General features: G+C 43.7%; 11 protein-coding genes. All 11 read left to right on the top strand.

Features of this window, described 5'->3' with window-relative positions; translation table 11 throughout:
- The first annotated feature begins 201 nt into the window (after window positions 1-201).
- Genes L0P88_RS03320 through L0P88_RS03270 form a run of 11 tightly spaced genes read left to right on the top strand, consistent with a single transcriptional unit; the run spans window position 202 to window position 12,275 of the window.
- Window positions 202-690 (top strand): division/cell wall cluster transcriptional repressor MraZ, encoded by a 489-nt coding sequence (locus L0P88_RS03320; protein ID WP_247133215.1) that lies wholly within the window; start codon window positions 202-204, stop codon window positions 688-690.
- Complete coding sequence (rsmH, locus tag L0P88_RS03315) at window positions 650-1,558, top strand: 16S rRNA (cytosine(1402)-N(4))-methyltransferase RsmH (protein ID WP_247133214.1); 909 nt, start codon at window positions 650-652, stop codon at window positions 1,556-1,558. Before L0P88_RS03320 ends, rsmH begins: the two co-directional genes overlap by 41 nt.
- Before the next feature lie 25 nt (window positions 1,559-1,583).
- Window positions 1,584-1,901, top strand: coding sequence for an FtsL-like putative cell division protein (locus tag L0P88_RS03310; RefSeq protein WP_247133213.1), 318 nt, complete (start codon window positions 1,584-1,586; stop codon window positions 1,899-1,901).
- 23 nt (window positions 1,902-1,924) lie between these two features.
- On the top strand, window positions 1,925-3,910 hold the full coding sequence (locus L0P88_RS03305; protein WP_409557706.1) for a penicillin-binding protein: 1,986 nt from the start codon (window positions 1,925-1,927) through the stop codon (window positions 3,908-3,910).
- Window positions 3,907-5,370: a UDP-N-acetylmuramoyl-L-alanyl-D-glutamate--2,6-diaminopimelate ligase gene (locus tag L0P88_RS03300; protein ID WP_247133211.1), complete on the top strand. Its 1,464-nt coding sequence runs from the start codon at window positions 3,907-3,909 to the stop codon at window positions 5,368-5,370. Before L0P88_RS03305 ends, L0P88_RS03300 begins: the two co-directional genes overlap by 4 nt.
- 6 nt (window positions 5,371-5,376) lie before the next feature.
- A complete protein-coding gene (gene mraY / locus L0P88_RS03295; protein WP_247133210.1) occupies window positions 5,377-6,597 on the top strand; it encodes a phospho-N-acetylmuramoyl-pentapeptide-transferase in 1,221 nt (406 codons plus the stop codon).
- Between the two features lie 2 nt (window positions 6,598-6,599).
- A complete protein-coding gene (murD, locus tag L0P88_RS03290; RefSeq protein ID WP_247133209.1) occupies window positions 6,600-7,934 on the top strand; it encodes a UDP-N-acetylmuramoyl-L-alanine--D-glutamate ligase in 1,335 nt (444 codons plus the stop codon).
- Between the two features lie 2 nt (window positions 7,935-7,936).
- Entirely contained in the window at window positions 7,937-9,142 is a 1,206-nt protein-coding gene (locus L0P88_RS03285; protein ID WP_247133208.1) for an FtsW/RodA/SpoVE family cell cycle protein, read from the top strand.
- Window positions 9,129-10,217 (top strand): undecaprenyldiphospho-muramoylpentapeptide beta-N-acetylglucosaminyltransferase, encoded by a 1,089-nt coding sequence (gene murG, locus L0P88_RS03280; RefSeq protein WP_247133207.1) that lies wholly within the window; start codon window positions 9,129-9,131, stop codon window positions 10,215-10,217. The genes L0P88_RS03285 and murG overlap by 14 nt, the downstream gene beginning before the upstream one ends.
- On the top strand, window positions 10,214-11,566 hold the full coding sequence (gene murC / locus L0P88_RS03275) for a UDP-N-acetylmuramate--L-alanine ligase (protein WP_247133206.1): 1,353 nt from the start codon (window positions 10,214-10,216) through the stop codon (window positions 11,564-11,566). Before murG ends, murC begins: the two co-directional genes overlap by 4 nt.
- Window positions 11,556-12,275: a cell division protein FtsQ/DivIB gene (locus L0P88_RS03270; protein ID WP_247133205.1), complete on the top strand. Its 720-nt coding sequence runs from the start codon at window positions 11,556-11,558 to the stop codon at window positions 12,273-12,275. Before murC ends, L0P88_RS03270 begins: the two co-directional genes overlap by 11 nt.

Below are 12,275 nucleotides of genomic sequence, written 5' to 3'. Positions count from 1 at the left end.
TGGTTCGGCATCGAGCGGCAAATATAGGCATTTCAAAACACAACATTTTTGGGATGGGAATGGGTAAGCAAAGTGTAGAAATGTGCAAAAGTGAGTGTCTTTTAGTGGATTAAGTTATCAACAAAGTGGAGATTTGTGGATTATTAGGTAATAATTTATATATATTTGGGTTAGTAATTACAATAAACGGCTCTCTAAGAAGTGACTTCCATTGTTGGACAACATGATTGCAAAGCGGATGCCAAGGGTAGGATAATTCTGCCCACATCGCTAAAAAACAAATTAATGCCCTTTATGGGGGATGATTTTGTTATTAAGCGTTCCGTGGACCATGATTGCTTGGAATTGTATCCGCGGGTGAAGTTCGATGAATTGATGAAGCAGGTCATGTCCCATCCCAACAAGGGTAAACAATTTCGTCTTTGGTTGCGCAAATACACAGCGGGGTTAAAAGATGATGTCACTATTGATAGGGATTCGGGAAGACTTCAAATACCAAAAAACCTAATAGGGTTTGCGGGAATTGAGAAGGAAGTTGTGCTGAATGCCGCCCATACGTTCGTGGAAATATGGGCTAAACCAAAATATGAGGAGAATCTGGATTCCATGACTGATAAGGAATTTGACGATTTCTCTGAAGAAATTTTCAATGGAGGAGCACAGGGCATACCACCTACCGGTACTTCTTAAGGAATCGGTAGATGGATTGAACATAAAAGAAGACGGGGTTTATGTGGATGTCACCTTTGGTGGAGGGGGCCATTCCACTGAAATATTGAAACGGCTGGGCAGTAAGGGAAGGTTGATTGCCTTTGATCAAGATGAAGATGCACTGGCCAATACCATTAAGGATGGAAGATTTGAATTGATCAATGAGAATTTTCGGTTCCTTAAACGATTTTTAAAGTTCTATGGCATTCTAAAAGTTGATGGAATCTTGGCTGACTTTGGGGTGTCTTCCCATCAGTTTGATGTGGCCGAACGAGGATTTTCCACAAGGTTTGATGCGGCATTGGATATGCGAATGGACCAAAGAATGGCCAAAAGTGCCTATCATTTGGTGAATCAACGTAGCGCGGAGGAGTTGACCAAGGTCTTTCTTGAATTTGGGGAACTGCGAAGTGCTAAGGGCATAGCGCATGCCATTGTGGCCGAAAGGTCGCGGAGGCCGATTGAAACAACGGATGGCCTTAAACATGCCATTGCAAAATTTTTGCCAAGGGGAAAGGAGAATAAAACTTTGGCAAAGGTTTATCAGGCCATTCGGATTGAGGTAAATGAGGAGGTCTTGGCGTTGAAGGAATTCTTGGAGCAGGTTCCCGAAGTGTTGGATAAAGGGGGGAGGTTGAGTGTAATAAGTTACCATTCCCTGGAAGACAGATTGGTAAAGCGGTTCATCCGGGATGGCAAATTTGAGGGTCAGGCAGAAAAGGACTTTTATGGTAATGTGGACGTGCCATTGAAAAAGATAGGGGGACTTATAGTTCCGTCAAGTGAAGAAATAGCAAAAAACAATAGGGCGCGTAGTGCTAAGCTTCGGATAGCGGAGCGAATTTAGGATTGGAAAAAACAATCGGCAGAAAATGAAAAAAGGATTATTGGATATTTTAAAAGGTAGGTTTTTGGTGAGTGGGGATGCTCCCAAAAACTGGCTGTTCCTTCTTTTTGCATCCTTTCTGGCGGCCCTGATGATTTCCAGCAGCCATCGTGCGGATAAAAAAGTAACCAAAATTTCCGAATTGAACGAAGAAGTGCGTGCGATGCGCAGTGAGTTTGTGGCTTTGCGACAACAACTTCAACAAATGCGTTTGGAATCCACTTTGCGAGTGGAAGTAGTGGACAATGGATTGAAACCTACAGCTGTTCCCCCTCAAAAAATAATAGTTAAATCCGAAGAATAGTGCCTATTACCGAGAAACATATCATGAATAGGTTGTATCTGGTTGCCGGGGGATTGTTCGTTTTTGCCATTGGGGTAGTGGTCAAACTTGTGGATATTCAAATGGTGAAAGGGGAAACCTACAAGGCCAAGGCCCTACAAAAGACCGAACGTATGTTCACCATTGAGCCCAACCGGGGCAATATCTATGCCGATGATGGAAGTCTATTGGCGGCTTCGGTGGCCAAATATGAAATCCGGTTTGATGCCAACACCGTGAAACCCAAGGTTTGGGAGGAGCATATTGGTCCACTGTGCGATTCCTTGGGCCAATTGTTCAATAAACCCTCATCCCATTACCTTCAAATGCTTCGCAAGGCAAGGGCCAATAAGAACGGCTACAAACTCATTGCCCGCAATGTCTCCTATTTGGATTATGCGAGAATGCGAAAGTTTCCCATGTTTCGATTGGGTCCCAACAGAGGAGGGTTTATAGAAAAACATCGCGTTGTTCGTGAATATCCATTGGGGAAAATGGCGGCTAGGACCATTGGTTATGAAAGGGTGGATGAAAACGGATACTTCACCCGCGTGGGATTGGACGGTGCTTTTGGCTTTAGTTATTTACGTGGGAGGGAAGGTAAGCGTCTCAAGCAGAAAAGTGCGGGTAGCCAGTGGAAACCTGTAGGGTTTAACAATACTGTGGAACCCAAGGATGGTCAGGATATCGTAACGACGATCAACACCAATATTCAGGATGTGGCCCATCATGCCCTATTGGCGCAATTGGAGAAATATAAAGCGGACCATGGTTGCGTTGTGGTCATGGAAACAAGGACAGGGGAAATCAAGGCCATTTCAAATCTGGGGAGAACTGAGGAAGGTACGTACTATGAAAAACTGAACTATGCCGTTGGGGAATCCCATGAGCCGGGCTCTACCTTTAAGCTAATGAGCTTGTTGGCGGCATTGGAGGATCAGGTGATTGATACAAATAGTGTTGTGGATACCGGAAAGGGAAAATATAAGGTCTATGACCGTATGGTCAAAGATTCCAAATGGGGTGGATACGGTGAAATCTCGGTAGCAGAGGCCTTTGCGGTTTCTTCCAATACGGCATTTGCCAAGATCATCCATGAAAACTATAAAGAGAGGCCGGAAAAGTTTGTAAACCGCTTAATGAATATGGGGTTGCATCAAGATTTGGATTTGCCGATCGTTGGTGAAGGTCAGCCCGTATTGCGGTATCCAGGCGATAAGGGATGGTCTGGAATTTCATTGGCCTGGATGTCCCATGGGTATGAAGTGGCCATGACACCCATACAGACCTTAACATTTTACAATGCCATTGCCAATGATGGGGAAATGGTACGTCCCCGTTTTTTAAAAGAAGCCCGGATAGGGGGCAAGGTAATCAAGGAATTTAAGAAGGACGTCATCAATTCCTCCATCTGTTCCGAGGAAAATGTAGAAAAGGCACAGCAACTGCTCAAAAATGTGGTGGATAAAGATTTCGGAACTGGTAACGGGCTGTATTCGGCCAATTTTTCCATGGCTGGGAAAACAGGGACCTGTCAAAAGAATTATGTGGCCAAGGACCCGGACAAATTAGCCTATATTTCTTCATTCGTAGGTTATTTTCCGGCAGACAATCCCAAGTATTCCTGTATTGTGGTGATTCATGAACCGGATAAAGGTGTGGGGTATTATGGTGCGGACGTATCTGGCCCCGTATTCAAGTCCCTTGCACAAAAAATATACTCCAATTCACCGGTAGTGGAGGAGGTAACATCTTTGACCCCAAAAAACGAGGGACTGGAAGGGAATTATGGGCAATTCTATGCCAGGGCACAGGAAAAGTTGAATGCGATTCCCAACCTCCGTGGCATGAGTGCCATGGATGCCATTTCCCTATTGGAAAATATGGGACTGGAAGTTGAGGTCAAGGGGAATGGGAAGGTAAAAGCACAATCCGTAAAGGCCGGGACCCATGCCAAAGAGGTCAACAAAATTATTTTGGAACTGTCGTGAAGTTGTTGAAGGACATATTATACGGGGTTGGCCTAAAGGCGGTACACGGGGATACCAGTGTTATGGTAAATGCCATTCATTTCGATTCCAGAAAAATCGCTATGGATGATGTTTTCGTAGCTATTCCAGGTACACAAATTGATGGGCACCAGTTTATACCACAAGTGGTCAATACGGGTGCAAAAGCCATTGTTTGTGAGGAATTCCCGGAATTGATGGTCAACGGGGTGACGTACCTCCAGGTAGACAATAGCCAAAGGGCATTGGCTATTATGGCAGCAAACTTTTATGGAAATCCCTCTAAAAACCTAAAGCTTGTTGGAGTTACCGGAACCAACGGGAAAACAACGGTAACCACGTTGTTGTATCGACTCTTTAAAAAAGCAGGCTATAAAGTGGGTTTAATTTCCACCATTAAAATTATGGTGGATGATAACGAACACCCAACCACCCATACCACTCCCGATTCCCTGACCATCAATAGCTATTTGGATATGATGAGCGAAGAAGGGGTTGAGTATTGTTTTATGGAAGTGAGTTCTCATGGCATCCATCAAAAACGTGCCGAAGGCTTGTTTTTTGAAGGCGCCATTTTTACCAATTTGTCACATGATCATTTGGATTACCACAAAACGTTTGCCGCCTATCGCGATACCAAGAAAAAGTTGTTCGACGGTTTGCCCAAAACGGCCTTTGCGCTCACCAATGTGGATGATAAGAATGGAATGGTGATGTTGCAGAACACCAAGGCAAGAAAAGTCACCTATGCCTTAAAATCATATGCCGACTATAGGGGTCAGATCCTGGAACGGCAGATCAATGGACAACTGTTGAAGTTTAATGAGAATGAGCTGTGGTCCAAACTTATAGGGGACTTTAATGCGTACAATCTGTTGGCCATTTATGCCACAGCGGATATGCTGGGACTGGAAACCTTGGAAATACTTCGCCTGGTGAGCGAATTGGAAAATGTGGACGGGAGATTCCAATATTTTATATCGAAAAAGAAAATTACGGCAATTGTTGATTATGCCCATACACCGGATGCGCTTAAAAATGTGCTGATTACCATCAACGCATTGAGGACTGGAAATGAAAACGTCATCACCGTAGTGGGGTGTGGTGGTGATCGTGATAAGTCGAAGCGTCCGGTTATGGGTCATATCGCATCGGAAATGAGCAATCAGGCCATTTTTACATCGGACAATCCAAGAAGTGAATCACCGAGTAAGATTATTGATGAAATGGAAAAAGGTGTGGAAGCCCAAAACACCAAAAAGGTGCTGTCCATAGAAAACAGGAAGCAGGCCATTAAAACTGCCTGTAAACTGGCCATGGCCAATGACATCATATTGGTTGCGGGAAAGGGACATGAGACCTATCAGGAAACGAAGGGCGTACGTGCGGATTTTGATGATTTTAAAGAAGTGACCACAGCATTAAAGGAATTAAATAAGTAGATAAGGATGCTTTACTATTTGTTTGAATATTTAGAACGACAATACCAACTTCCGGGAGCTTCCCTGTTTCAGTTTCTCACCTTCCGGGCAGCTGTGGCGGTAATCCTTTCCTTGCTTATTGCCATGGTATATGGTAAACGAATCATCCTTTTTCTCCAAAAGCAACAAATAGGGGAAACCATCCGCGATCTGGGATTGGAGGGACAACAGCAGAAGGCGGGTACCCCTACAATGGGTGGTATCATTATTATTATGTCCACTTTAATACCGGTACTGTTGGTAGGGGACTTAAAGAATATTTATGTCGTCCTATTGATCGTTACCATGCTCTGGATGGGAATTATCGGGTTTATTGACGACTACATTAAAATTTTTAAAAAGGATAAAAAAGGGCTAAAGGGCCGCTTTAAGGTAATGGGCCAAATTGTTTTGGGACTCATTGTAGGGGCCGTGCTCTATTTCCATCCTATGGTCACCATGAAGGAAAAGGATGTTATGACCATTACCCAGGACTTTAAGGTAGAAAAGGTCTATGGGCAGGAAATTAAATCCGTTCGTACCAATATTCCTTTTTTCAAGAATAATGAATTGGACTACGCGGACCTCATTTCGTGGATGGGGGATGGCGCAGCGGATTATGCATGGTTGATTTTTATTCCGATTGTGATTCTTATCGTAACCGCGGTATCCAACGGTGCCAATTTAACCGATGGGATCGATGGTTTGGCCGGAGGTTCCTCGGCGATCATTGTGTTGACCTTGGGCATATTCGCCTGGGTATCGGGTAACATACAATTCTCTGACTATCTGGATATTTTCTATATCCCAAGGGTAGGGGAATTGGTGGTTTTTATAGCGGCCTTTGTGGGGGGGCTCGTAGGTTTTCTTTGGTACAATACCTATCCCGCCCAGGTTTTTATGGGGGATACGGGAAGCTTGACAATTGGTGGGGTCATCGCCGTAATAGCCATCATTGTTCGCAAGGAGTTGTTGATTCCATTGCTATGCGGAATTTTTTTCGCCGAGTCCATATCGGTGATGTTACAGGTTGGATATTTCAAGCATACAAAGAAAAAATACGGAGAGGGCAGGCGGATCTTTTTAATGGCGCCATTGCACCATCACTATCAAAAGAAAATGTACCATGAAAGTAAAATTGTCACCCGTTTTTGGATTGTGGGGATTTTGTTGGCCATACTAAGCATAGTAACACTTAAAATACGCTAGCAATGAAGCGTTTGGTGGTGCTTGGTGGAGGGGAGAGTGGCGTAGGTACGGCCATTTTGGGAAAACAAAAAGGGTTTGGGGTCTTTGTTTCGGACAAAGGGGAAATCAAACCGGAATATAAGGAAGTTCTTGAACATTTTGAGATTGAATGGGAAGATAACCAGCATACCGAAGAAAGGATTTTAAATGCTGACCTGGTGATGAAAAGTCCGGGCATCCCGGACAAGGTGCCTTTGGTGCAAAAATTGGTAGTGCAAGGTACCCCGGTGATTTCAGAAATTGAATTTGCATCCCAATATACGGATGCCACCATTATTGGAATCACGGGAACCAATGGAAAAACAACCACCACGAGCCTTGCTTATCATTTGTTGAAAGAGGCAGGCTTAAATGCGGGCTGTGCGGGAAACATTGGGGACAGTTATGCCAAAATGGTAGCTGAAAAGGACGTGGACCATTATGTGTTGGAAATAAGCAGCTTTCAACTGGACGGTATTGTTGATTTTAAGCCAAAAGTTGCCGTGATAACCAATATAACGGAGGACCATTTGGACCGCTATGAGTACCAATTTGAAAAATATATCGCGGCTAAATTCAGGATAGCCATGAACCAGGATGAAAATGACTATCTGATTTATGATGCTGATGATAAGATTATTCAGGAGGGGCTGCAAAAGCACACCATTCGATCAAAACAGGTTCCCTTTTCCTTGAGCACAAGTCAGGAAATGGGCGCTTGGATGGAAAATGGGGTAATACAATTTAAACTAGAAGCTAACACGATAGATATGAGTACGGATTTTTTGACTTTGGAAGGACAACATAATATTAAGAATACCATGGCCGCAGGTTTGGCAGCTATGTTGGTCGGTGTTCGTAAGGAGGCCATCAAACAAAGTATCCAAACATTCCAAGGGGTACCACACCGATTGGAAAAGGTTTTGAAAATCAATCATGTGGAATATCTGAATGATTCCAAAGCCACCAATGTAAATGCTGCATATTACGCTCTTGAAGGTATAAAAAAACCAATTGTCTGGATTGTTGGAGGGGTAGATAAAGGCAATGATTATACCCCCTTAATGCCTTTGGTAAGGGAAAAGGTAAAAGGCATTATTTGTTTGGGAATGGACAATACCAAGCTCATGGACACCTTTAGTGGGGTAGTGGAGCCCATGGTAGAAACCTTTTCAATGGAACAAGCCGTGAAGGTGGCCTATAAAATGGCCACTCGTGGCGATGCCGTTCTACTTTCCCCGGCCTGTGCAAGTTTCGACCTGTTCGAAAACTACGAGGATAGGGGTAATCAATTTAAAGCGGCAATCAGAAAATTATAGGGATGAAAGCACTATTGCGCAATTTAAGGGGAGATCGGGCTATTTGGGGCATTGTTGCCCTTTTGGCACTATTTTCCTTTTTACCGGTGTATAGTGCAAGTACCAATTTGGTCTATGTAAAGGATGCAGGTACGACCATTGGTTATTTGGTAAAACATGGCGTATTACTGTTTTTGGGTTTCATGATCATTTATGCCGTACACCGGATACCTACACATTACTTTAAAGGCCTGTCCCTGATAGCAATGCCCATTATCATACCACTCTTGGCATACACCTTGACCGTGGAAACCCAAATTGGGGAAGTAACGGCAAATAGATGGATTCGCATACCGGTCATCGGAGTGAATTTTCAAACCTCCACCCTGGCCTCCGTGGTCCTTATGATCTGGATAGCCAGGTACTTGACCAAAATCAAGGATAGCCACATCACCTTTAAGGACAGTATTTTACCACTATGGATTCCCACGGCTTTGGTCATTGCCCTGATTTTACCCGAAAACTTTTCCACGGCAGCCATTTTAAGCTTTATGGTATTGATGTTGTGCTTTCTGGGCGGCTATCCCTTAAAGTATCTTTTAAGTATGGTGGGCGTTGGTCTGCTTGTCGTGGCCATGTTCATAACCGTATTGTTTGCGGCTCCGGACAAGATTCCGTCGCAAAGGGCACTTACCTGGAAAAACCGTATTGAAACCTTTTTATATCCCGAAAAAGCTTCGGCAGATGCGTCAAGACAGGTGGAATATGCAAAAATGGCCGTTGCGGAAGGTGGCCTGGTGGGCAAGGGTGCTGGAAAGAGTGTGATGAAAAATCTGTTATCGCAGAGCACCTCGGATTTCATATTTGCCATCATTATAGAGGAATATGGACTTGTTGGTGGTTTGGGCTTGCTGTTCTTTTACCTATTGCTGCTATTTCGAATAGTAGTGGTAGCCAATTCGGCCAAATCGGTTTTTGCCAAATTACTGGTGATAGGAGTGGGGTTGCCCATCGTATTTCAGGCATTTATAAATATGGCCGTGGTTGTGGAATTATTTCCAACCACAGGTCAGCCATTACCCTTGATAAGCATGGGGGGAACCTCAATATGGATGACTTGTTTGGCCATAGGAATAGTGTTGAGCGCGAGTGATAAAAAACAAGAGGAAACAACTTCGGCGGAAGTTGATGATACCAACCCTTTGGAAGTATTAAGTGGGCAATTATAAGATCATACTTTCCGGAGGAGGGACTGGCGGACATATTTATCCCGCCATTGCGATTGCCAATGAAATAAAAAGGCGGTATCCTACTACCAATTTTTTATTTGTAGGGGCAAAGGACAAAATGGAAATGGAGAAAGTTCCGCAGGCAGGCTACACGATCAAAGGCCTTTGGATAAGCGGACTTCAACGGAAACTAACGTTTAAAAACTTGATGTTTCCCATAAAATTGATGCATAGTTTGTTGAGTGCAGGAAAAATAGTAAACCAATTCAAACCCGATGTTGTCATTGGCACCGGTGGCTTTGCAAGCGGTCCACTTTTAAGGGTGGCCTCTGGCAAGGGAATTCCCTGTGTGTTACAAGAGCAGAATTCCTATGCCGGTATTACCAATAAGCTTTTGGCCGGTAAGGCCGAAAAAATATGCGTCGCCTATGATGGTATGGAGCGCTATTTTCCAAAGGAAAAAATCGTGAAAACTGGAAATCCGGTTCGGGCGGATTTGGTAAATACACAATTGGACAAAGTAACAACAGCAAAGGTTTTTGGATTAAAACCAAACAAAGCCATACTCCTCATTTTAGGGGGAAGCCTGGGAGCGCGGCGAATCAATCAGTTGGTGGAGGCTAAGTTGGATTTTTTCAAGGAATTGGGAATTCAGCTGCTTTGGCAATGTGGGAAACTGTATGTGGAGGACTATGTAAAACATACTTCGGAAGAAGTCAAAGTGGTACCATTTATCAACAATATGGACAAAGCCTTTGCAGCTGCCGATGTTATTGTTTCAAGGGCTGGGGCAAGTTCGGTCTCCGAGCTGTGCATTGTGGGTAAGCCCGTACTCTTTATTCCATCGCCCAATGTCGCGGAAGACCATCAGACCAAAAATGCTTTGGCATTGGTAAAGGAAGACGCCGCTTTGCTGTTGAAGGAATCCCGGTTGGATGGGGAATTTGAGGCCGTCTTTAAGGAATTGATGCATTCAAAAGAGCGGCAAGCGACGCTTGGAAAGAATATAAAAAAATTGGCCTTGCCCAATGCAACAGGTCACATTGTGGATGAGATAGAAAAACTTTTGAATTGAAAGTAAGGGACATACATAGCGTTTACTTTATTGGCATAGGAGGCATAGGGATGTCGGCCTTAGCGCGCTATTTCCTTTACATTGGCAAGGAAGTGGCCGGATACGATAAAACGGCCACCCCACTGACCGGGGAATTGGAAAATCTAGGTATAGCCGTTCATTATGAGGATTCCGTTGTGCATATTTCCGAAGAATTCACCAAGGCGGGTTCCACACTTGTGGTGTACACTCCTGCCGTACCAAACACACATTCCGAACTCTGTTATTTTAGAGGGAACGGATTTGAGGTCAAAAAGCGTTCCGAGGTTTTGGGCCTTATCACAAAGGATACCTTTTGTTTTGCCGTTGCGGGTACCCACGGGAAAACAACCACTTCCTGCATTCTGGCCCATTTGCTAAAGGAGGTGGACAGTTCTTTTACGGCTTTCCTTGGGGGGATTTCGGAGGATTTTAATAGCAATTTTGTTTTTGAGGGCAATACGTATTCCGTAGTGGAAGCAGATGAGTTTGATCGGTCCTTTTTACAGCTTTCCCCAAATGTGGCCTGTGTGACCTCGATGGATGCGGACCATTTGGATATTTACGGCACGGTATCCGATCTGATCGGGGCATTTGAGGAGTTTGCCAAAAAACTCGGTGCAACGGGTAAGCTTTTGGTAAAAAAGGGTTTGCCTTTGCAAGGCATCACCTACGGTATTGAGGATGGAGCGGATTATTGTGTAAAAAACATTCGGATTCAAAAAGGCGTTTATCTTTTTGATATCCATACCCCTTCCGGGACTTTGCAGGAAGTAATGTTCCAAAAACCGGGAAGACATAATCTATTGAATGCGCTTGCTGCCTTTGCCATGGCGGTGGAAGCTGGATTTCCAGCCGAACCACTGGCTCGGGGACTTCAATCCTTTAAAGGGGTACAGCGGAGATTCTCTTATCAAATCAAGGAAAAGGACTTTGTATTTATTGATGATTATGCCCATCATCCAGCAGAGATAGAAGCAGTCTATGATGCAGTTTCGGAGATGCATCCCAATCTGTTCATGACGGTGGTGTTCCAACCCCATTTGTTCAGTCGGACCAAGGATTTCGTAGACGGATTTGCAACCTCCTTGGCAAAGTTCGACAAGATATTCCTTCTGGATATTTATCCTGCAAGGGAGAAGCCAATTCCAGGAGTTACATCGGACTGGCTATTGAAGAAAATCGATAATCCCAATAAAAAGTTGGTTGAAAAAGCAGGCCTATTGATGGAGATACAAAATGATAGACCAGATGTATTGATTACCCTGGGTGCAGGGGACATTGGTTTGGAAGTTCCTAAAATCAAAAAAGCATTAGCCTATGCGAGTTAATTGGAATTATATAAAACTGTCGGTTTTGATTCTGGCCATTGTGGGGCTGTATGGTTTTGCGGACTATAGGGGGAAAAATAGAAAAATTGATGATATACAGATCAAGTTTCTGGGAGAGAGCGATTTGTATATCACCGAAGACGCAGTTAATAAATTGTTAATACAAAATTACGGCAGCGTAAAAAACAGGAAAAAAGAACAAGTAGTTTTGAATACCATAGAAGAGATTATCGAGTCCAATCCTATGGTTAAAAACGCCCAAGTCTACTTCTCAATTGAGGGGAAACTTATTTCAGAAATCGTTCAACGTAATCCTATTGGAAGAATAGAAGGGGTCAACAGGTTCTATCTGGATGATGAGGGAAAACATATGCCGCTGTCAAGGTACCACTCAGCCCGTGTTCCCATTATTACAGGTAAGATTACGGGCAAGAGTCTGGAGGACGCCTATGTTATCCTGGATTACATTAATAGGGATGACTTTTTGAGAAAAAATGTAATAGGGATCCATATCAAGGATGAAGGGAACTACCAATTGAAGTTAAGGGTGGAGGATTTTGTGGTAAATCTTGGAGATGTGGAAAACTTGGACGAGAAGTTCAAGAACTTCATGGCTTTTTATTTAAAAGCAACCAGGGACAAGACGTTGGGAAAATATGCCGTAGTGAGTTTGGAATTTGATAATCAAGTGGTTTGCACCAAAATATAA

Origin of the sequence: Muricauda sp. SCSIO 64092 (assembly GCF_023016285.1) — a bacterium.
In the GTDB taxonomy this organism is placed as follows: domain Bacteria; phylum Bacteroidota; class Bacteroidia; order Flavobacteriales; family Flavobacteriaceae; genus Croceivirga.
The sequence above is the reverse complement of the archived record's forward strand: the minus strand, read 5'-3'. Positions and strand labels throughout refer to the sequence as shown.

What these genes read in the sequence shown, in the direction of transcription:
- rsmH (WP_247133214.1), top strand. Translation starts at nt 650, where the DNA reads ATGGAGGAGCACAGGGCATACCACCTACCGGTACTTCTTAAGGAATCG.
- L0P88_RS03310 (WP_247133213.1), top strand. Translation starts at nt 1,584, where the DNA reads ATGAAAAAAGGATTATTGGATATTTTAAAAGGTAGGTTTTTGGTGAGT.
- L0P88_RS03305 (WP_409557706.1), top strand. Translation starts at nt 1,925, where the DNA reads ATGAATAGGTTGTATCTGGTTGCCGGGGGATTGTTCGTTTTTGCCATT.
- mraY (WP_247133210.1), top strand. Translation starts at nt 5,377, where the DNA reads ATGCTTTACTATTTGTTTGAATATTTAGAACGACAATACCAACTTCCG.
- murD (WP_247133209.1), top strand. Translation starts at nt 6,600, where the DNA reads ATGAAGCGTTTGGTGGTGCTTGGTGGAGGGGAGAGTGGCGTAGGTACG.
- L0P88_RS03285 (WP_247133208.1), top strand. Translation starts at nt 7,937, where the DNA reads ATGAAAGCACTATTGCGCAATTTAAGGGGAGATCGGGCTATTTGGGGC.
- L0P88_RS03270 (WP_247133205.1), top strand. Translation starts at nt 11,556, where the DNA reads ATGCGAGTTAATTGGAATTATATAAAACTGTCGGTTTTGATTCTGGCC.